The 21,823-nt window shown below is 66.8% G+C and carries 23 protein-coding genes; 14 read left to right on the top strand and 9 right to left on the bottom strand.

Annotated elements, in window-relative coordinates; genetic code table 11:
• Nucleotides 1-87 precede the first annotated feature (87 nt).
• From DBR10_RS12625 to DBR10_RS12615, 3 genes are all read left to right on the top strand, one after another.
• The gene (locus DBR10_RS12625) at nt 88-792 is read left to right on the top strand and encodes a hypothetical protein (RefSeq protein ID WP_146184072.1); all 705 of its coding nucleotides are present in this window, start codon (nt 88-90) and stop codon (nt 790-792) included.
• 186 nt (nt 793-978) lie between these two features.
• Complete coding sequence (locus DBR10_RS12620; protein WP_108503979.1) at nt 979-1,242, top strand: hypothetical protein; 264 nt, start codon at nt 979-981, stop codon at nt 1,240-1,242.
• Between the two features lie 64 nt (nt 1,243-1,306).
• Nucleotides 1,307-1,759 carry a MaoC family dehydratase gene (locus DBR10_RS12615; RefSeq protein WP_108503978.1) on the top strand — a complete coding sequence of 151 codons (453 nt, stop codon included), beginning with the start codon at nt 1,307-1,309 and terminating at the stop codon, nt 1,757-1,759.
• A 21-nt stretch (nt 1,760-1,780) separates the two neighbouring features.
• On the opposite strand, the gene DBR10_RS12610 is transcribed toward DBR10_RS12615, so the two are convergent.
• Nucleotides 1,781-1,987, bottom strand: a complete 207-nt coding sequence (locus DBR10_RS12610) for a helix-turn-helix domain-containing protein (protein ID WP_108503977.1) — start codon at nt 1,985-1,987, stop codon at nt 1,781-1,783.
• A gap of 2 nt (nt 1,988-1,989) precedes the next feature.
• On the bottom strand, nt 1,990-2,496 hold the full coding sequence (locus tag DBR10_RS12605) for a hypothetical protein (protein WP_146184071.1): 507 nt from the start codon (nt 2,494-2,496) through the stop codon (nt 1,990-1,992).
• A gap of 314 nt (nt 2,497-2,810) precedes the next feature.
• On the opposite strand from DBR10_RS12605, the gene rnr reads away from it, so the two are divergent.
• The gene (gene rnr / locus DBR10_RS12600; protein ID WP_108556380.1) at nt 2,811-5,123 is read left to right on the top strand and encodes a ribonuclease R; all 2,313 of its coding nucleotides are present in this window, start codon (nt 2,811-2,813) and stop codon (nt 5,121-5,123) included.
• A gap of 24 nt (nt 5,124-5,147) precedes the next feature.
• On the opposite strand, the gene DBR10_RS12595 is transcribed toward rnr, so the two are convergent.
• Nucleotides 5,148-6,200, bottom strand: coding sequence for an SGNH/GDSL hydrolase family protein (locus DBR10_RS12595; protein WP_233243397.1), 1,053 nt, complete (start codon nt 6,198-6,200; stop codon nt 5,148-5,150).
• 112 nt (nt 6,201-6,312) lie between these two features.
• Between DBR10_RS12595 and DBR10_RS12590 the strand changes: the two genes are divergently transcribed.
• On the top strand, nt 6,313-7,449 hold the full coding sequence (locus tag DBR10_RS12590) for a pyridoxal phosphate-dependent aminotransferase (protein ID WP_108556379.1): 1,137 nt from the start codon (nt 6,313-6,315) through the stop codon (nt 7,447-7,449).
• 132 nt (nt 7,450-7,581) lie between these two features.
• On the opposite strand, the gene DBR10_RS12585 is transcribed toward DBR10_RS12590, so the two are convergent.
• Nucleotides 7,582-8,880 (bottom strand): amidohydrolase, encoded by a 1,299-nt coding sequence (locus DBR10_RS12585; RefSeq protein WP_108490049.1) that lies wholly within the window; start codon nt 8,878-8,880, stop codon nt 7,582-7,584.
• A gap of 111 nt (nt 8,881-8,991) precedes the next feature.
• On the opposite strand from DBR10_RS12585, the gene DBR10_RS12580 reads away from it, so the two are divergent.
• A complete protein-coding gene (locus DBR10_RS12580) occupies nt 8,992-9,720 on the top strand; it encodes an NUDIX hydrolase (protein ID WP_108504241.1) in 729 nt (242 codons plus the stop codon).
• A gap of 133 nt (nt 9,721-9,853) precedes the next feature.
• The gene (gene rpmG / locus DBR10_RS12575; RefSeq protein ID WP_007673017.1) at nt 9,854-10,021 is read left to right on the top strand and encodes a 50S ribosomal protein L33; all 168 of its coding nucleotides are present in this window, start codon (nt 9,854-9,856) and stop codon (nt 10,019-10,021) included.
• A gap of 179 nt (nt 10,022-10,200) precedes the next feature.
• On the opposite strand, the gene phoY is transcribed toward rpmG, so the two are convergent.
• From phoY to DBR10_RS12560, 3 genes are all read right to left on the bottom strand, one after another.
• A complete protein-coding gene (gene phoY, locus DBR10_RS12570) occupies nt 10,201-11,874 on the bottom strand; it encodes an alkaline phosphatase PhoY (RefSeq protein WP_108504242.1) in 1,674 nt (557 codons plus the stop codon).
• Nucleotides 11,875-11,958: 84 nt separating this feature from the next.
• A complete protein-coding gene (locus tag DBR10_RS12565; RefSeq protein WP_108504243.1) occupies nt 11,959-13,323 on the bottom strand; it encodes a PleD family two-component system response regulator in 1,365 nt (454 codons plus the stop codon).
• On the bottom strand, nt 13,320-13,697 hold the full coding sequence (locus DBR10_RS12560) for a response regulator (protein WP_108504252.1): 378 nt from the start codon (nt 13,695-13,697) through the stop codon (nt 13,320-13,322). The genes DBR10_RS12565 and DBR10_RS12560 overlap by 4 nt, the downstream gene beginning before the upstream one ends.
• Nucleotides 13,698-13,818: 121 nt before the next feature.
• On the opposite strand from DBR10_RS12560, the gene DBR10_RS12555 reads away from it, so the two are divergent.
• The 6 genes from DBR10_RS12555 (at nt 13,819) to clpA (ending at nt 20,161) form a co-directional block, all read left to right on the top strand.
• The gene (locus tag DBR10_RS12555) at nt 13,819-14,466 is read left to right on the top strand and encodes a hypothetical protein (RefSeq protein ID WP_108504244.1); all 648 of its coding nucleotides are present in this window, start codon (nt 13,819-13,821) and stop codon (nt 14,464-14,466) included.
• Nucleotides 14,463-15,353, top strand: a complete 891-nt coding sequence (locus DBR10_RS12550; protein WP_108504245.1) for an ROK family protein — start codon at nt 14,463-14,465, stop codon at nt 15,351-15,353. The genes DBR10_RS12555 and DBR10_RS12550 overlap by 4 nt, the downstream gene beginning before the upstream one ends.
• 7 nt (nt 15,354-15,360) lie before the next feature.
• Nucleotides 15,361-16,617: a DNA polymerase IV gene (locus DBR10_RS12545; RefSeq protein ID WP_108504246.1), complete on the top strand. Its 1,257-nt coding sequence runs from the start codon at nt 15,361-15,363 to the stop codon at nt 16,615-16,617.
• A 57-nt stretch (nt 16,618-16,674) separates the two neighbouring features.
• Nucleotides 16,675-17,181, top strand: coding sequence for a DUF3224 domain-containing protein (locus DBR10_RS12540; RefSeq protein WP_199223476.1), 507 nt, complete (start codon nt 16,675-16,677; stop codon nt 17,179-17,181).
• Between the two features lie 300 nt (nt 17,182-17,481).
• Nucleotides 17,482-17,811 carry an ATP-dependent Clp protease adapter ClpS gene (gene clpS, locus DBR10_RS12535; RefSeq protein ID WP_108488188.1) on the top strand — a complete coding sequence of 110 codons (330 nt, stop codon included), beginning with the start codon at nt 17,482-17,484 and terminating at the stop codon, nt 17,809-17,811.
• Between the two features lie 13 nt (nt 17,812-17,824).
• Nucleotides 17,825-20,161 carry an ATP-dependent Clp protease ATP-binding subunit ClpA gene (clpA, locus tag DBR10_RS12530; RefSeq protein WP_108504247.1) on the top strand — a complete coding sequence of 779 codons (2,337 nt, stop codon included), beginning with the start codon at nt 17,825-17,827 and terminating at the stop codon, nt 20,159-20,161.
• Between the two features lie 53 nt (nt 20,162-20,214).
• Here the strand turns inward: clpA and DBR10_RS12525 are convergent, their stop codons facing one another.
• Nucleotides 20,215-20,646 (bottom strand): HIT family protein, encoded by a 432-nt coding sequence (locus DBR10_RS12525; protein WP_108504248.1) that lies wholly within the window; start codon nt 20,644-20,646, stop codon nt 20,215-20,217.
• A 53-nt stretch (nt 20,647-20,699) separates the two neighbouring features.
• Here DBR10_RS12525 and DBR10_RS12520 point away from each other — a divergent pair, with 53 nt between their 5' ends.
• Nucleotides 20,700-21,281: a DUF4287 domain-containing protein gene (locus tag DBR10_RS12520; protein WP_108504249.1), complete on the top strand. Its 582-nt coding sequence runs from the start codon at nt 20,700-20,702 to the stop codon at nt 21,279-21,281.
• 31 nt (nt 21,282-21,312) lie between these two features.
• Here DBR10_RS12520 and DBR10_RS20055 read toward each other — a convergent pair.
• Nucleotides 21,313-21,823, bottom strand: a 511-nt coding sequence (locus tag DBR10_RS20055) for a GNAT family N-acetyltransferase (protein ID WP_233243396.1), incomplete at its 5' end; no start/stop codon positions are given.

Genomic DNA, 21,823 nt, shown 5'->3' with positions numbered 1-21,823 from the left:
GATCTGTACTAGCGGACAGGAAGATGGCGGCAGGCTGAGGAGCCCAAACCCTTGCCAGCTTCGAACGGCCCTGCGCATTTGGAGACCATGGCCCGTTCAGAAGTGATGACGAAGGCGGATACCGTCGGTCTCGTGGGAGACGGCGACGACATCGACCTGCTCGAAGCGATCGAGAGTTCATTCCAGGTCGAGTTTGGTGAGGCAGCAGCCAAATGCTTCACGGTTGGAGACCTCTACGAGACCTTGCTCGGTCTGGTGCCGACATCTTCAGTGCCTTGTCTCTGCGCCACCTCAATGGCGTTCTATCGGATCAGGTCGACGCTGTGCCGAGTGACCGACCACGACGCGCCGATCAAGCCTTCGACACGGCTTTCCGACCTCACGACGCTCTCGCCCAAGCGGCTGAACGCGCGGCTTGAACAGGAACACGGCCTTGCCCGCCTGCCACTGAGGCTTTCAGTGCAAGGCGGCCTCGGCCTCGCGGTGCTTCTGTCCGGTGTGGTGGGCGGTGTCATGGCGGTCGCCTTGCCACTCCTGTGGCCCATATTGCTGCTGATACCGATTGGCTTTGCGATGGTCCGGCTTGATGAAGGTGCCCACCGCGACACGACTGTGGGCGATCTCGCGCGGGATGTGGCCCGTCGCAACTTCAGTCACTTCGCATCCGGCGGCGCGGATACGCATCCAGCGGCGCTCTGGCACACACTCTGCGAGCTCGTCTCCGAAGAGACCGGCACCACCCCGGTAACAGCGCAGACGCGCTTGTTTGCCTGGCCGCCAGGCGGCACCTGAAATGCGAAGCCCGCCCCCTTCGGCAAGTCGCCTATCGGCTCCGCGCCACCTCCCCCACGATGCGGTTGAGAATAAGGGGCATATCCTTCCCCGGGCCAGCCTTGACCGGCCTCCCCCCTGCCGCGAAGATCGAGTGGCTCAACCTCGCCGCGCCCCGTGGCGAGGCTCATCCCCAGAGACCGTCCCATGCGTCTGATGCCGATCGCTGCCCTGCTCCTGGTCACCGTGGCCGTCACAGCCTGCACGGACAGCAAACGCGCCAGCCGCGCAGCGACCTGGGGCGACAAGCCGGCCGAGATTGCCTGCTGGACCTACGGCACCCAGACCTTTGCCGGGCGGTCGACCGGCAAGGTCGAGTATGACGAGGGCGGCCGGATCTCGTTCGTGGATGCCGCCAACGGGCGCTACACGACGATCGAGGGCGACTGCCGGATCGTCTATTCAAAATAGGATCGTCTACGGACGGTTCGCCTTTTCACTAGCCATGGCCGTCCATCACGGCTAACCGCGCAGCATGATCCAACCTCACGCCTCGGGCGGCTATATTCTGGACGAGCTGGTCGTCGGGATGGTCGCTGTAAAGCAAGTCACCGTCACCGAAGAGCGCATCGGCCAGTTCGCCGAGGCCTCGGACGACTTCAATCCGGTCCACATGGACGAGGCCTTCGCCTCGCGCACCGCCTATCGCGGCCGGATCGCCCACGGCCTGTTGTCAGCCTCGTTCGGCTCGGCTGTGGTCGGCACCATCCTGCCGGGCGCGGGGGCCATCTATCTGAGCCAGACCCTGGCCTTTCACCGCCCCGTGCGGATCGGCGACGTCGTGACCGCCCGTGTCACCGTGACCTCGATCGACGAGACCAGCGCCCGGGTGGTTCTGCGCTGCGAGGCCCTGATCGGCGACGAGATGGTCATGGACGGCGAGGCCACCGTCCGGGTTCCCCGCCGCCGCCGTCCGGCCAGGGGCTGAAACGGCGGGGCCTTTAAGCTTCTAGTCCGGCTCGAAATCGAGCAGGTCGCCCGGCCGGCAGTCGAGCTCGCGGCAGAGCTTTTCGATCGTGTCGAAGCGCACGCCCTTGACCTTGCCCGAGCGCAGCAGGGAGAGGTTGGTCTCGCTCATCTCGATGCGCTGGGCCAGATCCCGGGCCCGCATCTTCCGACGGGCCAGCATGACGTCGAGGGTGACGATGATCGGCATGGTCAGACGATCTGGTCGTAGTCGGACTTGATCTGGTCACGGTCGTCCCGGACGGCCGCCGCCAGGTCGATGACGCGGCCGAACAGGCGGATCGCGATCCCGACACAGCCCAGCACGACGCTGACACCGAGGTTCTGGCCAAAGGCCTGCGCGGCGCTGCTGCCGCCGTCGCCGAAGATGAACCAGAGGATGGTGCTGGCCACCAGCCAGTCCCCGAGCCGGGTCAGGGTCCTGCCGGCCTCGACCGACAGCACCTGACCACCGGCAAAGCTCTTGAACAGGCCACGCGCCTGCCAGAGCGCCCCGAGCAGGGCCAGGACGGGGAGCGCGCCCAGGGTCGACTCGCCGACCTGGCGCAGCGCTTCACTGCGCTCACTGGCCCCGACCGCAAACACGACAGCCTTCAGCGGCCCGTAAGCGATCTCGGAAAACACCAGAAAAACCCCGATGCCGAACAGCCAGCCGAACAGCTGCTGCAGGCCGACGCTGTCTTTTTGAATCTTCGCCATACCGGTCGTCGTCATGTCTCACCCTTTCCTGTCCGCTTGCCGGGCTCGCGGGCGTCGCGGCCTGCAGGGCCTTCAATCGCCGCCCGGCCGATGTCGCGCCCTTGATTATTTTAAATAGGACATAAATTTCTGGTCTTCAAATTTCAAAAAATTTAGATTCATGGCAGGACCGGAGAGCCGTCCGGGGCTGCAATGCCGAGGCCGGGTGTCCGCCCCGGTGCCAAGCGGCGGTTCGCGAGGCAGCAGGCCACCTCCGCCGCACAGCAACGGCATTTCCCTTGGCCTTTGGCCCCCGGACCGGGTTATCCCAGCACATGGCCAAACCGCGCACGCCCAAGTCGTCGAAATTCCCTGCCGCCGCCAAGCCGCCTGCCGGCCTGCCGGACCGCGAAACCCTGCTGGCCTTCCTGCGCAGCGCGGGCGAGAGCGGCAAGGCCGACATTGCCCGTCACTTCGGACTGAAGGGTGCCGACCGCCGGGCCCTGCGCGAAATGCTGCGCGAGCTGGAAGCCAAGGGCGAGCTGGGCAAGCGCGGCCGCAAGGGCTTTGCCGAAGCCGGCTCCCTGCCCCCGGTCGGCGTGGCCGATGTGGTCGAGCGCGACACCGACGGCGACCTGTTCGTGCGCCTGACCAAATCGGACGATACCCCGCTGGTGCGGCTGTCACCGTCCCGCAATGCCGAGGCTGGCGGCGCGCCGGGCATGGGCGACCGCCTGCTGGTCCGCTTCGAGCGCCTTGAGAACGGCGAGCTGGAAGCCCGGCTGATCAAGAAGCTGGGCCAGAGCGCCCACAAGATCCTCGGCGTGATCCGCAAGCATCGCCGCGAGATCCGGGTCGAACCGGTGGATCGCAAGTCCAAGGAAAGCCTGATCCTCAACGAGCAGGAGGCCAAGGACCTCAAGGACGGCGATCTGGTGCTGGCCCAGGTCGGCACCGCCTCCGGCCGCTACGGGCCCAAGCTGGGCAAGGTGCTGGAAGTGGTCGGTCGCGAGGATCATCCCCGCGCCGCCTCGCTGATCGCCATCCACAGCCACGGCATCCCGACCGGCTTCTCCGAGACTGCCGAAGCCGAGGCCGGAGCCGCCAAGCCGCCGACCCTGGAAGGGCGCGATGACCTGCGCGACCTGCCGTTCGTCACCATCGACCCCGTCGACGCCCGCGACCACGACGATGCCGTCTATGCCCATCCCGATCCTGACGCCAACAATGTCGGCGGCTGGGTGGTCTGGGTGGCCATCGCCGATGTGGCGGCCTATGTGCGCCCGGGCTCGGCCCTCGACCGCGAGGCCCGCGAGAAGGGCAACAGCGTCTACTTCCCCGACCGGGTCGAGCCGATGCTGCCCGAAGTGCTGTCCAACGGCCTGTGCTCGCTGCGCGAAGGCGAGAACCGCGCCACCCTGGCGGTGCGGATGGTGTTCGACAGCGGCGGCCGCAAGAAGAGCCACAGGTTCGTGCGCGGCCTGATGCGCTCGGCGGCCAAGCTTTCCTACGAGCAGGCCCAGGCCGCCATCGACGGCGTGATCCCGCCCGACGGCCAGGACGGCGACAAGGCCGGCCCGCTGCTGGATCCGATCCTGAAGCCCCTTTGGGCCGCCTTCCATCTGATGGGCAAGGGTCGTGAGGCCCGCTCGCCCCTGGCCATCGAAAGTGACGAGCGCAAGATCGTCATCACCCGCGAGGGCGAGATCGCCTCGATCAACAAGCGCGCCAGCCTGGAAGCCCACAAGCTGATCGAGGAGATGATGGTGCAGGCCAATGTCTGCGCCGCCGAGAGCCTTGAGGCCAAGCGCACGCCGCTGATCTATCGCGTCCACGACACGCCCAGCCAGGAGAAGGTCCAGAACCTGGCCGAGTTCCTGGCGACCCTGGAGATCAAGTGGAACAAGGGCGAGGCTCCGCAGACCTCGCGCTTCAACAAGCTGCTGAACGAGACCCGCGAAGGACCGCACGCCGCCATCGTCAACGAGGTGGTGCTGCGCACCCAGATGCAGGCTCACTACAGCGCCGACAATCTGGGCCATTTCGGCCTCAACCTGGCCCGCTATGCCCACTTCACCAGCCCGATCCGGCGCTATGCCGACCTGATCGTCCACCGGGCCCTGATCCGGGCCCTGGGCCTGGGCAGTGACGGCCTGACCGACCAGGACATCAGCCAGATCAAGGACACGGCCGAGACCATCACCTATGCCGAGCGCCGGGCCATGGCCGCCGAGCGCGACGCCACCGACCGCTACATCGCCGCCTTCCTGTCAGACCGGGTGGGCGCGACCTTCAACGGCCGCATCACCGGCGTCACCCGCTTTGGCCTGTTCATCAAGCTGGACGAGACCGGGGCCGACGGCCTCGTGCCGGTCTCGACCCTGGGGGCCGAGTTCTTCGTCCATGACGAGCGGATGCACGCCCTGGTCGGCGAGCGGACCGGCAAGCGCTGGCCGCTGGGCCTGCAGGTCGAGATCAAGCTGGTCGAGGCGACGCCGGTGACCGGCGGCCTGCTGTTCGAGATGATCACCGAGCCCCTGCCCGCCGATCCCAAGGCTCCCCGTCCGCGCCTCGGCGCACGGCGGCAGGCGGCGGTCAAGCCGCGCGGCGGCCTGCCCAAGGGCGTCCGGCGCGGCAAGCGGCGGTAGGGCGCGCCGTGGAGAGGCGCTGACCTAGTTCAGCGCCTTGATCGCCGCTTCCAGGGCATCGGCCATCAGCAGCTGGTCGGCGACCGAGGGATGCGCATGGCAGGCCGTCTGGACCATGCCGGTAATCCGGACCGGGGTGGCCAGACCCGGCACGGCGGCATTGACCCGTTTGGAAACCTCGGCGACGTCGTCGACGAAAAGGTCGCCGGCGATCAGCAGAAAACGCGCCTGAGGCTGGCGGCCGGCCAACCGGTTGATGAAGCTGACATAGCCGTCACGATAGGCCTCACGGAGGGCCGCCCCGTCGGCCCAGGCCTCGCCTGGCTTGACCGGGGTCGAGAAGTCGTTGGTGCCGAGGCCGATGACGATCAGCTGCGGCTTCCAGCCGTCATCGGCCGCGATCAGGGGCTCGGCATCGCCCGGGATCAGGCGATCATAGAGCACGGGCAGCGGCTCGCCTGCCGCGCCCCCCGCATAGTTGCGAACCACGCCGCGACCGGAAAAGGCGACGATGCGATAGTCCGCGTCCAGACGCCCGGCCAGCACCGGTCCGAAGGCCAGGCTGGTATCGGTCAGGTCATGGACCTGCTCCTGGGTACAGTCTCGCGAGGTCCCGCGCACGCCGTAGCCGACGGTGTGGGAGTCGCCGATGAACTCGATACGTTGCGCGCGCTGGACTTCAGGCAGGGCCTTGCTGCCCTTGCCGGCAAAAAGGCCCAGGATCTTCGCCGAACCGGACTGGCTCTCGGTGAGCTTGTCGATGCGGACGACGTGGGGCCCCTCCGACAGGCCTGCAAAGCTGAGCCGGGCCAGGCCCGCCTTGGTCAGTTCGGCGCGACGCTGTCCGTCGATCGAGACGGCCAGATGCTCCTGACCGGTTTCAACGGCGACCTCGACCGCCGGGCCGGAGAAACGACCCTCGACATAGACGCCGGGCCAGCCGAAACGCAGCGCGCCACCGGCCTCCGTGACGACCCGACCACCGACATGGAGCGGCAGGGGTTCACCGGCGAGGCCAGGCGTCGCGCCCAGCATCAGCGCGGCGACCGTCGCAACAAAGGCCAAGCGTGAGTTCACGGTCCGACTCCCCGGTGGAATTCTGAAATTTGTTTTTGTCATGCCGGGGCTCGCCGCGCCAGCCAGACGGGCCCGCTTGGGTGCGGCCCCGAATATCGCTAACACAGGTCGCATGCGCCCAGATCTCGACCCGTTCCACGCCATCGCCATCAGCCGCCTGGCCTATGAGCTGCAGGCCGAGGGCCGCTCGGTGATCCATATGGAGTTCGGCCAGCCCTCGACGGGCGCGCCGGCCGCCGCGATCGCCCGGGCCCACGAGATCCTCGACAGCGACCCGATGGGCTACTGGGAGAGCCCGGCCCTGAAGGAGAGGATCGCCCGCCACTATGCCGAGCAGTACGGCGTCACCGTCGAGCCCGAGCAGCTCATCCTGACCTGCGGGGCCTCACCGGCCCTGGTCATGGCCCTGGCCTCCAGCTTCAAGGCCGGCGACCGCGTGGCCCTGGCCCGCCCCGGCTATGTGGCCTATCGCAACACCCTGAAGGCCCTGAACCTGGTGCCGGTCGAGATCGCCTGCGGTCCCGAGGATCGCTACCAGCTGACCGCCGCGCATCTGGCGGCCCTGGAGCCGGCCCCGGCCGGGGTCATCGTGGCCAGTCCCGCCAATCCGACGGGCACGATCATCGAAGCTGACGAACTGGCCGCCATCGCCGCCGTCTGCCGGGAGCGGGGCATCCGGATCATCAGCGACGAGATCTATCACGGCCTGTCCTATGTCGGCCCGGCCCGCTCGATGCTGGAGTTCGCGCCCGACGCCCTGATCGTCAACAGCTTCTCCAAATACTTCAGCATGGTCGGCTGGCGGCTGGGCTGGCTGCTGTCCCCCGCCGACCACGTGCATCGCGCTCGCGCCTATATGGGCAACCTGTTCCTGACCGCCCCGTCGCTGAGCCAGCATGCGGGGCTGGTGGCGATGGATTGCCGCGACGAACTGGAAGGTCATGTCGAGGTCTATCGCACCAACCGCCAGCTGCTACTGGACGCCCTGCCCGCCCTGGGTCTGGCCCGCATCGCCCCGCCCGACGGAGCCTTCTATATCTGGGCCGATATCGGCCACCTGACCGACGACTCGATGAGCTTCTGCCAGCAACTGCTACGCGACACCGGCGTGGCCACCGCCCCGGGCATCGACTTCGACCCCGTCGACGGCCACCGCTTCATGCGCTTTTCCTTCGCCGCCTCGACGGCGCAGATCGAGGAGGCGCTGCGGCGGCTGGTGCCGTGGTTTGCGGAGCGGAAGAAAACCTAGCCTTCTCCCCTTGCGGGAGAAGGTGTCGCCGTCAGGCGACGGATGAGGGGTCGCACGGACGGATCAGGCGAAACCCCTCATCCGTCCGCTTCGCGGCCACCTTCTCCCGCAAGGGGAGAAGGGAGATTCGAGCTACTTCTTCTCCAGATAGTCCAGCGCCATGAATACCTCGGCCTTCACGCCGGTTTCAAACACCGCCTCATCGACGTCGAAATAGGGCGAGTGGTTGGCCGGGGCCCCGGCAGCCGGAACGCTGGCCGGACGGCCGCCCAGTTGCACGAACACACCGGGCACCTTCTCGGCATACATCGAGAAGTCCTCGGCCCCGGTCACCAGGGCCCCGTTGTCATCAACCTTGCCGGGCGAGGCCTTCAGCAGGCTGGTCTTCACCCACTTGGAGAGTTCGGGGTTATTGTAGGTCACCGGATAGGGCTGGGTGAACACCGCCTCGGCCTTGGCCCCGTAGCGGTCGCCGATGGCGGCGACGCTCTTCTGGACCCTGTCGATCAGGTCGGCGCGGCGCTCGGTCGAGAACGTCCGCATGGTGCCGCCCATCACCAAGTCTTCCGGAATGATGTTCTGGCGCATGCCCATGTGGATGGTGGCAATGGTCACCACCGAGGGCGAGGCCCCGACGTCCACCTGGCGGGCGGCGATCTGGTTCATGGCCTGGACGATGTCGGCGGCGATGCTGGCCATGTCGATGCCGGCCCAGGGGCGGGCGCCATGGGTCTGCTTGCCCTTGACGGTGATCGTGATCCGGTCGGAGCTGGCATAGAAGCCCATCGGCCGGTAGTTCAGCATATGCGCGTCCAGCGGGCTGATATGGACGCCGAAGATCGCGTCGACCTTGGGATTGTCCAGGGCCCCGTCGCGGATCATCAGCTTGGCGCCGCCTTCCTCGCCGGCCTGGGGGCCTTCCTCGGCGGGCTGGAAGATCAGGACGACCGTGCCCTTGATGTCGGCCTTCATGCCGGCCAGCACCGTGGCGGTGCCCAGCAGCATGGCCACATGGGTGTCGTGGCCGCAGGCATGCATGACGGGCACGGTCTTGCCCTCCCAGGTCGCTGTCACCTTGGACGCGAACGGCAGGCCGGTCTTTTCCTCCACCGGCAGGGCGTCCATGTCGGCGCGCAGGGCCACCACCTTGCCGGGCTTGCCGCCCTTGAGGATACCGACGACGCCGGTCTTGCCGACGCCCTCGCGCACTTCGAAGCCCAGGGCCTTCAGTTCCCTGGCGACGATGGCGGCGGTACGGACCTCCTGGTTGCCCAGTTCGGGATGCTGGTGGAAGTCGCGACGCCAGGCGATGACCTTGGGCTGCACCGCCTTGACGGCGGCCTCAACCTGGACCGGGGACGGCGCGGCCAGGGCCGGCGCGCCGAAGGCCAGGCCTGCCATGATCGCCAGTGTCGAAACCCGTCCAAGCATCGTCTCTATCCTTCCAGAATTGCGGGCGGAGAGTGGAGCGCTTGCCGAGCGCCGGTCAAGCTGACGTAAGGGCCGGCTTTGCGAATGACGCGATCGGACTAAGCTTGGCCCATGGACGAGCCCCTCGACGCCAAATTCGACACGATCAATGACGCCGCCGTGCGCGAGCCAGGCACAGGCGTCCTCCGGCCGCGCCACGCCGCCACCCTGATCATGGTGCGCACCGATGCCGGCAAGCCGCAGCTCCTCATGGGGCGTCGCAATCGCGGCCACGCCTTCATGCCCGACAAGTGGGTGTTCCCCGGCGGGCGGGTGGATCGGGGCGACTACACGGCGCCCTCGGCCTCCGACCTGTCACCGGAGGTCGCCGCGCGACTGACCCATCAGCCGCGCCATCCCAATCCGCCGTCCCTGGCCCGCGCCCTGGCCCTGGCAGCGGTGCGCGAGACCTTCGAGGAGACGGGCCTGCTGCTGGCGCGTCCGGCCCCCTCACGGCCCGCCGCAGGGGCCTGGCGGCCGTTCCTGGCCCAGGGAGCCCTGCCCGATCTCGCGCCGCTGGCCTTCGTGGCCCGGGCGATCACTCCGCCGTACCGCAACCGCCGCTTTGACGCCCGCTTCTTCATGGCTCCTGCTGAAGCCCTGCTCAGCCTCGATCGTCAGCCGGACTGCGGCGAACTGGACGAGATTGCCTGGGTCGATTTCGCCGAGGCCATGGCGCTGGACCTGCCCAATATCACCCGCTTCGTGGTCAACGAGATCGGCCAGCGGCTGAAAGACCCGACTCGCCCGGCGCCGTTCATGCGGTTCCTCAACGGCGCGCGGAATCTGACCTATGTCTGAGCCTGAAGCCCTTGGGCGGGCGGGATAAAATTGCGGCCGTGACCGCAATTGACTTTGCGCCGTTCCTGAGTATGTTCCGCGCCTCTCATTTCCAACGCGCGGGTACCCTGCGCGACACCGCAGGGATTCGACCATGGCCAAACCGGCTTCAATCAAGATCCGCCTGAACTCGACGGCGGACACCGGCTTCTTCTACGTGACCAAGAAGAACGCCCGCACCAAGACCGAGAAGATGGTGCTGAAGAAGTACGATCCGGTCATCCGCAAGCACGTCGAATTCAAGGAAGGCAAGATCAAGTAAGATCTGCCTGACCGGTACGACACGACAAAACGCCCGGCTAGCGATAGCCGGGCGTTTTTGATTCCGGGGCTGGGCTTGCCCCCTCCGCGCTTCGCGCTCCTCCCCCATAGGGGGAAGATGAGACCGTCTTCCCCCTACGGGGGAGGACGACCGCGAAGCGGTCAGGAGGGGCGAGTTACTCAGCACCCATGCCCTGACCCCAGCGGCCGGCAGCGGCCGTCGATGTCGGCCGGCGGCGTCACGCCGGTGACGGCCGCGATCGTCGGGGCGATGTCGACCGTGTCGAGCGGCAGGATGCGCTCGCGCGAAACCCCGTCCTTCCACCAGAAGATGATCGGCACGCGGCGATCGTAGTCCCAGGGGCTGCCGTGGGTGGACACATAGGTCGGCCCGGCCGTCGCCGGCACGAGATCCGGCTTGAAGGCGATGACAATGTCGCCGGAGCGGCCCGGATAGGTGCTGCGACGCATGCGCTCCCGGATCGACAGTTCCTCTGGCGAGGTGTCCGCCGGCGGGGCTTCCGCCATCAGCAGGCTGTCGACATCAAAGGCCTCGAGCACTTCGGGCTGGCGCGAGACCAGGGTCAGGGCTGCGGCCTTGATCCGCACGCGTTCTACCAGGGGCAGCGCCTTGCGGTCAGGTCCGACGATGTCGAGCGTATTGATGCCGCCGTCGGCGACCACCGGATCATAGGCAAGGGCCAGATCCTGGCGCAGGCGGGCATTCAGGTTGGCCAGCCAGGACCGCGTCGTGATCCGTTCGTAGTCATAGCCCTCGTCCTGCAGGCGCTCAGCCATGTCGGCGCCGCCATGGTCGGCCGCCAGGACCACCAGCACCCCGCCACGGGCCTTGCCGATCCGGTCGAGGAACTCGCCGAGCCCGGAATCCAGACGGGCGATCTGGTCGCACATCTCCGGCCCGCGCGTGCCGTAACGGTGGCCGATATAGTCGGTGGCCGACAGGCTGACGGTCAGGACATCGACCTGCGGCCCGTCGCCCAGGCCATAGGCATCGCGCAGGTCAGCGGCCAGCTCCAGGGTGACCTTGTCCGTGAACGGACTGGCCCCGAGATCCCGCAGGCGGTCGGCCTCACTGGTCGCGGGCCCGATCGGCAGGGCCGCGCGCCACTTGCGGCCGCCGGTTTCGTAGTCGGCTTCCAGCGCCTTGCAGCGCCTGGCGGACTTGTCGGCATAGGTCCAGGTGAAAGGACGCTTCGCAAGCTCGGCCGCCAGCTTCGCATTGAAGGCCGCCACGGGCTTGAGACGCGCCTCGGCGGAAGCGCCCGGCGGCACATAGGTCGTGAACCCGAAGCCGGGGACAAACCAGAAGGCCCCGTCGGCCTGATGCCCCGACATGGTGATGGCGCCACGATCCTTGCCCGAGACCCCGAACACGCGGCTGGTCGGCGACACCGTCTTCAGCCAGTCGCCATAGGTGGTGGCGACCATGTTCTTCGGGCTGACGCCGCGACCCTTGGGATCATGGGCCAGGCTCATGGCCTCGTCGCCCAGGCAATAGACCTGACGGCCGACCGAGGCGTCGTACCAGTCATTGGCACTGATCCCGGTCTTGTTCGGGTGCTTGCCCGTCAGCAGAGTCGAGTGCCCGGGACAGGTCTCGGTCATGGCGTGCGACTGGTATCCATTCGGATAGACCACGCCCTGGCTGGCCAGCCGCCCGAGGCCGCCGGTGAACTCGGCCCGGTGCTGGGCGAACAGGTTGGCGCTGAACTGGTCGATCGAGATGACCACCACCAGACGCGGGTTTGGCTTCGGAATCGCCTGGGCCATGGCGGCTGAAGATACGGCCAGCGACAGCGACGCGGCGGCGAGCAAAGTAAGAGAACGCTTCATTGGCGCAAATTGCCCGAAGCGGACCGGTTCGCAAGATCGGAAAGCCGTCCGGACGCGGAGAATTCGCCGACGCCCGCAAAAGGGTCAGGCGGCGCGGCCGACCACGGTGTTGCGGCCCGAAGCCTTGGCTTCATAGACGCCTTCGTCTGCCCGCTTGAGCAGGGCCTCCGGCGTGTCGCTGGCGCCCAGGGTGGCCGAGACCCCGACCGAAATGGTCACGGTTAGCAGTTCCTTGCCACCCGCCACCCGGAAGGGCGAGCCGGCCACATGCATCCGGATCCGTTCGGCGATGCGCATGGCATCGGCCAGCTGGGTATCGGGCATGATCACGGTGAACTCTTCACCGCCATAGCGGCACGGCAGGTCAATCGCCCGAACGTTCGAGGCCAGGCGCAGGCCAAATTCGCGCAGGACCTCGTCGCCGACGTCATGGCCGAAGGTGTCGTTGATCTTCTTGAAGTGGTCGATGTCGATCAGCAGGGCCGCAACCGGATCTCCGCCCAGGGCGGCCCGCTTGGCCAGGGAGTCGAGCTGGCCGATCATGTAGCGACGATTGTGCAGACCCGTCAGCTGGTCGGTGACCGCCAGTTCGAGACTGTGGTCCAGATTGCTGCGCAGATAGTCGGTGTAGCGTTTGCGCTGGATCTGGGTCTTCACCCGGGCCAGCAGTTCCTGCGGATCAATTGGACGCGGCAGGATGTCATTGACGCCGATTTCCAGCGCCTTGACCATCCGCGAGCGCTCGTCCGGATCGACCATGGCCAGGATCGGCAGGTGGCGGCTGCGCTCGTCGGAGCGCATGGCCGCAGCGAACCGCAGACCGTCAAAGCCCCGGGCCGCCGCATTGATGATCACCAGATCGACCGGGCCAGCCGCGCTGATCCGGGCCTTGTCCGGATCGGACTCGACCACCGGCCGGTGCGCCACCGACAGCTCGGTTGCCAGACGCTGGGCCTGGCGCTCGTTATCGTCGACGATCAGGACCCGACCGCCCAGGCCGTCCAGCCGCGTCGCGGCTCCGGCGATCACGCCAATGCGTCGGCCCGAGGCCTCGCGCTGGCGCAACTCGTCGATGACCAGCTTCAGCCGGGTCAGGCTGCGGACGCGGGCAAAGAGCATGACGTCGTCGATGGGCTTGGTCAGAAAATCCGAAGCCCCGGCCTCCAGACCCTGGATACGGTCGGCACGACCATCCAGCGCGGTGACCAGCACCACCGGAATATGGCGGGTGACGGGGTCGTCCTTGAGTTTCCGGCAGACGGTGAAACCGTCCATGCCCGGCATCATCACGTCCAGCAGGATGATGTCGGGGGAATCCTGGGCCGCCATGGCCAGCGCGGTCGGCCCGTCATAGGCGCAGCTGACCTGATAATACTCGGCCGAAAGCTTGGCCTCCAGCAGGCGGACATTGGCCTCGATGTCGTCGACGACGAGGATCCGCGCGCTCATGCCGGAGTTTTCTCCAGCAGCCGCTTGATGGTGTCGAGGAAGTGGGCCACCGAGATCGGCTTGGAGATATAGGCCTCGCAACCGCCCTCACGGATCCGCTCCTCATCGCCCTTCATGGCGAAGGCGGTGACGGCCACGACGGGAATGTGGGCGAGATCCTCGTCTTCCTTGAGCCACTTGGTCACTTCCAGTCCCGAGATTTCCGGCAGCTGGATGTCCATGAGGATCAGATCAGGACGATTGTCGCGGGCAATCGACAGAGCCTGCAGCCCCTCACGGGTCTGCAGGGTCTCGTAACCCTGGGCTTCGAGCAGATCATGAAAGAGCTTCATGTTCAGCTCATTATCCTCCACGATGAGGACCTTCTTCGTCATCCTGACCCCGACCATACGGTCTGTGGCGACGCCAAAGAGATTCGCGTCGTCTTCTTCGTCCAGATCGCACGAATATCCTTAAGCCCGACCTAATCGCTTGAACACCGGCTGATCACAGATCATGGAACACCGTTACACCGACCTTGAGGCCTGCTCTGTCGATCCGGCGGCCCCGCTGGTGATCGTCGATGTCGACGAGGTCCTGGCCCAGTTCATGCGCGGCTTCGGGACGTTCGTCGGGCGTCACGGGTTCGAACTGCGTGTCGACCGTTTCGCCCTGTTCCAGAACATCTACCGTCCCGGCGAGACCCAGCACCTGGACATGATTGCCGGCAAGGCCCTGTTCGACGACTTCTTCCGGGACGGCGGTGAAGACCTGCTCCCGGCGGAAGGCGCGGCCGACGCCCTGGCCGATCTCTCGACACGAGCCGGCGTGGTGATTTTGACCAATGCGCCGGAGCATGGTCGCCAGACCCGGGCCCGCTGGCTGAAGACTCACGGCTTTGACTATCCGCTGGTGATCAACAGCGGCCCCAAGGGTCCGCCGGCCGCCGAACTGGCCGCCCGCACGCAGGGGCCATCGGTGTTCATCGACGACCTCCTGCCGCAACTGGAATCGGTGGCCGCTACCGCGCCGGCTATTACCCGCTTCCAGATGGTCAGCGACGAGCGCCTGCGCCCGCTTGCCCCCAGCGCGCCCGACCGGCATGCGCGGATCGATAGCTGGCCCCACCTGAAGGCGGCCATCGCGGAGCGGCTGTTCGCATGATCCGCTTCGGCGTGGATTTCGGCGGCACCAAGATCGAAGCCGCTGCCCTGGATGCAGGAGGTCACTTCCTGGCCAGGGTCCGCAAGCCCAATCCCGGCTCCTATGACGAGGCCCTGGACACGGTGGCAGCCCTGCTGCTCGATGCCGAGACCATGTCAGGCACAAAGGCCGCACGGCTGGGCATGGGCATTCCCGGCTCGATCTCGCCCCACACGGGTCTGATCCGCAATGCCAACAGTACCTATCTGAACGGCCGGCCCTTCGAGGAGGATCTGGCCCGACGCCTGGCGCGACCGGTGAAGCTGGCCAATGACGCCAACTGCCTGGCCCTGTCCGAAGCCTTGGACGGCGCCGGAGCCGGTGCGGGCGTGGTGTTCGCGCCGATTCTGGGCACGGGCTGCGGCGGCGGACTGGTGGTCGACGGGCGCATCATCGACGGCCGCAACGGGATCGGTGGCGAGTGGGGCCACACGCCCCTGCCCTGGCCGCGCGCCGAAGAGAGCCCCGGTCCCGCCTGCTGGTGCGGCCGACGCGGCTGTCTGGAGACCTGGATCGCCGGCCCGGCCTTCGCCCGCGATGCCGGGCACCCCGACGGTCAGTCCGTCATGACCGCGGTCGCCGCCGGCGATCCTGCGGCCATCAGCGCCCTGGACCGCTATATCGACCGCCTGGGCCGCGCCCTGGCGGTGCTGTGCGACATCCTCGACCCGGACGTCATCGTCCTCGGCGGCGGCATGTCCAATGTCGAGGCCCTCTACGATCGACTGCCGGCGGCGATGGCCCCGCATGTCTTTTCTGACAGCTTCGAGACCCCGGTCCGCCGGGCGGTGCACGGCGACAGCTCCGGCGTACGCGGCGCAGCCTGGCTCTGGCCCGCCGGGGCCTGATCCGGCCATGAAGACCCTCTGCCGCGACTGCTTCTGGACCGGCGATGTCCGCGCGCCGCGCTGCCCGAACTGCGGCTCGCCGCGCACTGTCTTCCATGCCGAACTGGGCGTGCTGTCGATGGCCCACCTCGACTGCGATGCCTTCTATGCCTCGGTCGAGAAGCGCGACGATCCCTCGCTCCGCGACCGGCCGGTGATCATCGGCGGTGGCAGGCGCGGTGTGGTCACCACCGCCTGCTATATCGCCCGGATGAGCGGCGCGCGTTCGGCCATGCCGATGTACAAGGCCCTGAAGCTGTGCCCGGAGGCCGTGGTCATCAAACCCGACTTCGCCAAGTACAAGGCGGCGAGCCGGCACATCATGGACAAGCTGTCGGCCCTCACACCGCTGGTCCAGCCCCTGTCGCTGGACGAGGCCTGGATCGACCTGTCCGGCACCGAGCGCCTGCATGGTGCCCCGCCGGCGGTCATGCTGGCGAAGCTTCAGGCCCAGATCGAGGCCGAGATCCGGCTGACCGTCTCGATCGGTCTGGCCCCCAACAAGTTCCTGGCCAAGATCGCCTCGGAACTCGACAAGCCGCGCGGCTTTTCGGCCATCGGCGCGGCGGAAGCGCAATCCTTCCTGGCCGGCAGGCCGGTGTCGATCCTGCCGGGCGTTGGCCCCGCCACGGTCTCGTCGCTGGAGGCGCTGGGTCTGCGCACGGTCGGCGACATCGCCGCGGCCGACCTGAAGGTGCTGGCCAAAGGCCTCGGCCAGGGTGGCCTGCGCCTGCACCGGCTGGCGCTTGGCCAGGACGATCGTGCCGTTGATCCCGACCAGGTCCGCAAGACCATCAGCGCCGAGACGACCTTCAACGACGACCTGTTCAGGCGCGAGGACCTTGAAGACCAACTGTGGCCGCTATGCGAAAAGGTCGCCCGCCAGGCCCGGGCTGGCGAGGTGGCCGGTCGGGTGGCGACCCTGAAGCTGCGGACGCCGGATTTCAGGATCCTGACCCGCCGGCGCACCCTGCCGGTGCCGACCCAGACGGCCCGGACCCTGTTCCAAGTGGCGCGCGAGCTTCTCGCCGGCGAGCCGGCCGGCCGGTCCTATCGCCTGATCGGGGCCGGCCTGACCGACCTTGTCCCGGCCCAGGGCGCGGCGGACGACTTCTTCGCCGGAGACGAGCGCCGGGCTTTGAAGAGCGAAACCGCGATCGATGCGTTGCGGGGCAAGTTCGGCGCGGAAGCCGTCGTCTCGGGCCGGTCCCTGAAGCGACGCTGACGGTTGCCCGTCCGCTGGCTTGCTCTATCAAGTCAGGCTCTACCGGAAGGACTGTCCATGCCGACCATCCCCCTCGCCGCGCTCGCCCTGTCTGCGGTCCTGGCCACCCTCACGCCCGAGCCGGCTCAACCGGCTCAAACCCAACCGCCCACCGGAGTGGCCCCCATGACCCATCACGCCAAAGGCCCCTTCGAGGTGAAGATGGCTCCCCAGGACCAGGATACGGCTGAGGGCACGGTGCTGGCGCGCCTGTCGCTGGACAAGGTGTTTCACGGTCCTCTCGAGGCGACCGGCAAGGGACAGATGCTGACGGCCTCGACAGACACGCCGGGCTCGGCTGTCTATGTCGCCGTGGAGCGCGTGACCGGCACCCTCGACGGCAAGGCCGGCAGCTTTGCTCTGGTCCACAAGGGGATGATGCGCGGTGCAGACCGGATCCTGACCGTCGAGATTGTCCCCGACTCGGGTACGGGCGCGCTGAAAGGGATTTCGGGCCGCCTGAGCATCGACGTCGTCGACGGCAAGCACCTTTATGATCTGGAATACGACCTCCCCACACCATAGCTGCAAATTGAGAGCATCCGGCGCGCCCGGTGGGATCGATCGGGTGCCGGGCCTTGCCTGAGTCGCGCGAGCCTCGCGGCCCCAGCGCACTTGCGGAAGGCCCTGAAGCCCCCCATCTGCGCTCCTCGTCGCGAGAAACCGTCTCCGGACGGCCCGCGCTCTCCCAATCGTGAAGCCGTTTTCGAGGGCACCACTGTGCTAAAGCGGCGCACCGGCGTGTCGGCCCCTTCCAATGCCGCCACGTTTCCATATCTAATCCAAGACAGGCGGGGCGTTCACCCCGTCGGGAGAGAACGGTCGATGGCCGAGCGCAAGCAAGGCGGACAGAATAACGGTTCGGGTTCTTCGGTCATCACTGAGGTGAAGCCGAAGACACAGAAGCCTTCGCTCTACCGGGTTCTAATCCTGAACGACGACTACACGCCGATGGAATTCGTCGTGTACGTTCTGGAGCGGTTCTTCAACAAGTCGCGCGAAGACGCGACCCGGATCATGCTACACGTTCACCAGCACGGTGTCGGCGTGTGCGGTGTCTATACTTACGAAGTTGCTGAAACGAAGGTTGCGCAAGTCATCGACTCGGCGCGACGTCATCAGCATCCCTTGCAGTGCACCATGGAAAAAGACTGAGGAGCCTCCCCCCTTGCCCTCGTTTTCTCGTCCCCTTGAAGAGTCCCTTCACCGCGCCGTCGCCTACGCCAACCAGCGAAAGCACGAGTACGCCACCCTGGAGCACCTGCTCCTTTCACTCACCGACGACGATGACGCCGCCGGGGTCATGCGCGCCTGCGACGTCGACCTGGTCGCGCTCAAGAAGAGCCTGGCCAATTATCTCGACGTCGAACTGGCTTCGCTGATCGTCGATGACGAGGAAGACGCCAAGCCGACCGCCGGCTTCCAGCGCGTGATCCAGCGCGCGGTGATCCATGTGCAGTCGTCGGGCCGCGAGGAAGTGACCGGGGCCAATGTCCTGGTGGCGATCTTCTCGGAACGCGAAAGCCACGCCGCCTACTTCCTGCAGGAGCAGGACATGACGCGCTATGATGCGGTGAACTTCATCGCCCATGGCATCGCCAAGAAGGCGGGCGCTTCGGAGCCCAAGGCCGTCAAGGGCGCCAACAGCGGCACAACCGAGGAAGAGGCGGAAAAGCCCAACGCCAAGACCGGCGGCGAGGCGCTCGAGGCCTATTGCGTCGACCTCAACGAGAAGGCCCGCCAGGGCAAGGTCGACCCGCTGATCGGCCGCGCGAGCGAGGTTGAACGCGCGATCCAGATCCTGTGCCGCCGCACCAAGAACAACCCGCTGCTGGTGGGCGAACCGGGCGTCGGCAAGACCGCCATCGCCGAGGGCCTGGCCCGCAAGATCATCACCAACCAGGTCCCCGAGGTTCTGGCCGAAGCCACCATCTTCTCGCTCGACATGGGCGCGCTGCTGGCCGGCACCCGCTATCGCGGCGACTTCGAGGAACGCGTCAAGCAGGTGGTCAAGGAACTCGAGAACCACCCGAATGCGGTGCTGTTCATCGACGAGATCCACACGGTGATCGGGGCCGGTGCGACCAGCGGCGGAGCCATGGACGCCTCGAACCTGCTCAAGCCCGCCCTGGCTTCAGGCTCGCTGCGCTGCATGGGTTCGACGACCTACAAGGAGTTCCGCCAGCACTTCGAGAAGGACCGGGCCCTGGTCCGTCGCTTCCAGAAGATCGACGTCAATGAGCCGACCATCGAAGACACCGTGAAGATCCTCAAGGGGCTGAAGAGCTACTACGAGGACTTCCACAAGCTGAAATACACCAACGAGGCCATCAAGGTGGCCGTCGAACTGTCGGCCAAGTACATCACCGACCGCAAGCTGCCCGACAAGGCGATCGACGTGATCGACGAAGCCGGTGCCGGCCAGATGCTGCTGCCCGAGAACCGTCGCAAGAAGGTGCTGGGCGTCAAGGAGATCGAGGCTGTCGTCGCCAAGATCGCCCGCATCCCGCCGAAGTCCGTCTCCAAGTCGGATACCGAGGCGCTGAAGGAACTGGAAACGGACCTGAAGCGCGCCGTGTTCGGCCAGGACGATGCGATTGGGCAACTGTCCTCAGCCATGAAGCTGGCCCGGGCCGGACTGCGCGATGCGGACAAGCCGATCGGTTCGTTCCTGTTCAGCGGCCCCACCGGCGTCGGCAAGACCGAAGCAGCCAAGCAGCTGGCCCAGACGCTCGGCATCGAGATGATCCGCTTCGACATGTCCGAGTACATGGAGCGCCATACCGTGAGCCGCCTGATCGGCGCCCCTCCCGGCTATGTCGGCTATGACCAGGGTGGCCAGCTGACCGATGCCGTCGACCAGCACCCGCACGCCGTGGTCCTGCTCGACGAAATCGAGAAGGCCCACCAGGACGTCTACAACATCCTGCTGCAGGTCATGGATCACGGGGTCCTCACCGACTCCAACGGCAAGAAGGTCGATTTCCGCAATGTGGTCCTGATCATGACCACCAATGCGGGGGCCTCGGACGCCCAGCGCCAGTCGATCGGCTTCGGGCGCGACAAGGTGGTCGGCGAGGAAGAGGCCGCCCTCAAGCGCCTGTTCACGCCGGAATTCCGTAACCGCCTCGATGCGGTCGTGCAGTTTAAGCCGCTGACCCCGGAGATCATCCGTCAGGTCGTGCAGAAGTTCGTCATGCAGATGGAGGCCCAGCTGGCCGACCGGAACGTGACGATCTCGCTGAGCGACGATGCGGCCGACTGGCTGGCCAAGAACGGCTTCGACGAGCTTTACGGGGCCCGCCCGCTGGGCCGGGTCATCCAGGAGCACATCAAGAAGCCGCTGGCCGACGACATCCTTTTCGGACGTCTGGTGCGCGGCGGCCACGTCAAGATCATCCTCAAGGACAGCAAGATCGACTTCGAGATCGAAAGCACCCCGGAGAAGCCCGCCAAGGGCTCTGCGGCCCCCGAGACCGAAGGCGAACCGGCCCTCGTCGAATAGGCGAAGACCTCAACGAAAAGGCCCGGAGCGATCCGGGCCTTTTTTGTGTCCAACTAAAGCGCCGCCGCGATCTTCTCGGCCAGAGCCTTCAGCGCCTCGACATCGGCCATGCCCTCGGCGTGCCGGCCCATGGCCTCGCCCTCGTAGCGGGGGATCACATGGAAATGCAGGTGGAAAACGGTCTGACCGGCCGGGGCGCCGTTGAACTGGGTGACGATCACCCCGTCGGGCTTGAGGGCCTTGGTGACCGCAGCGGCGGCCTTCTGGGTGGCCCCGATCAGCCGACCCAGGGTCTTGGCCTCGGCTTCCAGCAGGTTGCGCGCCTGGCTGGTCTTCGAAATCACCAGCATGTGGCCACGCGCCTGCGGGAACACGTCCATGAAGCACAGGACCTGGTCGTCCTCGAACACCTTCACCGCCGGCATTTGCCCCCGGATGATCTTGGCGAAGATGTTGTCGGGGTCGTAGGTTCCGTGAAGGCTCATGACCGTCTCCTGAAGTTGGACCGGTCGTAGCAAACCCCGGGAGGGACGCAAGCATGACGACCACGCCGCAGGGCCTGACCGAGCAGCAGCAGAAGTGGTTCGCCTCTGTCCGGGCCAATCTGCAGCGGGAAACCGGCAAGACGCTCGAGGACTGGGTCGAGCTCGTGAAGCGCGAGTGCCCGGAAACGCGGCCCAAGGCGCGCACCGACTGGCTCAAGGCGACCTATGGCATCGGCCAGAATCGGGCCGCCACGATCTTCGGGGTCGCCTTCCCGTCCGAGATGGGCTGGGACGATGCCGACGGCCTGCGCGCCGCGCTGTGGACCGACCCAGACGGCACAGCAATCCTCGCCGCCATCGAGGCCGCCGTCACGGCCTTGCCTGACGTCGTCACCGGCCAGCGCAAGAGCTTCACCGCCTGGTCGCGCAAGAGCCAGTTCGCGGCCCTCAAGCCGGCAAGGGGCGGAGGGGCTGTCCTTGGCCTGGCCGTGACCCCGGAGGCCGATCCACGCCTGCTGGAGCCGCGCAACGAGGGCTGGTCGGACCGCCTGAAGGCCAAGCGCGTCCTCGCCTCCCCCGCCGATGTGGATGACGGCCTTCGGTCGCTTCTGAAGGCCGCCTGGGAGCGGTCCTGAGGGGCATCGTTGATCGGCTGGAGCGCGCTCCTCAGCCTTCCGACCTGAACGGCGAGTACTCCTCGCTGAGCATCTGCATGTCGGCCTCCACGGCCTCGCGCTCGCGTTCGAGATAGCGGGCGACCGGTTCGCGCAGCATGGGGTCGGCGATCCAGTGGGCGGAATAGACCGCGCTGGGCAGGTAGCCCCGCGCGATCTTGTGCTGGCCCTGGGCCCCGGCCTCGACGCGCGGCAGGCCCAGACGGATGGCATGTTCGATGGCCTGATAGTAGCAGAGCTCGAAATGCAGGAACGGCACGTCCTCGCTACAGCCCCAGTGGCGGCCGTAGAGACAGTCGCGGCCCAGCAGGTTCAGAGCTCCGGCGATCCACGGACCGCCCGGCCGACGGGCCATGAGCAGGAGCACCTTGTCCGGCATTCGCTCGCCCAGCAGGGAATAGAAGGCGCGGTTGAGATAGGGCCGGCCCCACTTGCGGCTGCCCGTGTCCATGTAGAAGCCGAAGAAGGCGTCCCAGTGGTCCTCGGTCAGGTCGCTGCCAGTC

The organism is Caulobacter sp. HMWF025 (assembly GCF_003060965.1).
Classification (GTDB): domain Bacteria; phylum Pseudomonadota; class Alphaproteobacteria; order Caulobacterales; family Caulobacteraceae; genus Caulobacter.
The sequence above is the reverse complement of the archived record's forward strand: the minus strand, read 5'-3'. Positions and strand labels throughout refer to the sequence as shown.

Bases quoted from the DNA above. Each gene is read 5' to 3' on its own strand.
- DBR10_RS12590 (WP_108556379.1), top strand. From the start codon at position 6,313: ATGCGCCCAGATCTCGACCCGTTCCACGCCATCGCCATCAGCCGCCTG.
- DBR10_RS12585 (WP_108490049.1), bottom strand. From the start codon at position 8,880: ATGCTTGGACGGGTTTCGACACTGGCGATCATGGCAGGCCTGGCCTTC.
- DBR10_RS12605 (WP_146184071.1), bottom strand. From the start codon at position 2,496: ATGGCGAAGATTCAAAAAGACAGCGTCGGCCTGCAGCAGCTGTTCGGC.
- DBR10_RS12520 (WP_108504249.1), top strand. From the start codon at position 20,700: ATGACGACCACGCCGCAGGGCCTGACCGAGCAGCAGCAGAAGTGGTTC.
- DBR10_RS12550 (WP_108504245.1), top strand. From the start codon at position 14,463: ATGATCCGCTTCGGCGTGGATTTCGGCGGCACCAAGATCGAAGCCGCT.
- rnr (WP_108556380.1), top strand. From the start codon at position 2,811: ATGGCCAAACCGCGCACGCCCAAGTCGTCGAAATTCCCTGCCGCCGCC.
- rpmG (WP_007673017.1), top strand. From the start codon at position 9,854: ATGGCCAAACCGGCTTCAATCAAGATCCGCCTGAACTCGACGGCGGAC.
- DBR10_RS12625 (WP_146184072.1), top strand. From the start codon at position 88: ATGGCCCGTTCAGAAGTGATGACGAAGGCGGATACCGTCGGTCTCGTG.
- DBR10_RS12610 (WP_108503977.1), bottom strand. From the start codon at position 1,987: ATGCCGATCATCGTCACCCTCGACGTCATGCTGGCCCGTCGGAAGATG.
- DBR10_RS12615 (WP_108503978.1), top strand. From the start codon at position 1,307: ATGATCCAACCTCACGCCTCGGGCGGCTATATTCTGGACGAGCTGGTC.
- phoY (WP_108504242.1), bottom strand. From the start codon at position 11,874: ATGAAGCGTTCTCTTACTTTGCTCGCCGCCGCGTCGCTGTCGCTGGCC.
- DBR10_RS12560 (WP_108504252.1), bottom strand. From the start codon at position 13,697: ATGACGAAGAAGGTCCTCATCGTGGAGGATAATGAGCTGAACATGAAG.
- DBR10_RS12565 (WP_108504243.1), bottom strand. From the start codon at position 13,323: ATGAGCGCGCGGATCCTCGTCGTCGACGACATCGAGGCCAATGTCCGC.
- DBR10_RS12525 (WP_108504248.1), bottom strand. From the start codon at position 20,646: ATGAGCCTTCACGGAACCTACGACCCCGACAACATCTTCGCCAAGATC.
- DBR10_RS12555 (WP_108504244.1), top strand. From the start codon at position 13,819: ATGGAACACCGTTACACCGACCTTGAGGCCTGCTCTGTCGATCCGGCG.
- DBR10_RS12580 (WP_108504241.1), top strand. From the start codon at position 8,992: ATGGACGAGCCCCTCGACGCCAAATTCGACACGATCAATGACGCCGCC.
- DBR10_RS12620 (WP_108503979.1), top strand. From the start codon at position 979: ATGCGTCTGATGCCGATCGCTGCCCTGCTCCTGGTCACCGTGGCCGTC.
- DBR10_RS12545 (WP_108504246.1), top strand. From the start codon at position 15,361: ATGAAGACCCTCTGCCGCGACTGCTTCTGGACCGGCGATGTCCGCGCG.
- clpS (WP_108488188.1), top strand. From the start codon at position 17,482: ATGGCCGAGCGCAAGCAAGGCGGACAGAATAACGGTTCGGGTTCTTCG.
- DBR10_RS12540 (WP_199223476.1), top strand. From the start codon at position 16,675: ATGCCGACCATCCCCCTCGCCGCGCTCGCCCTGTCTGCGGTCCTGGCC.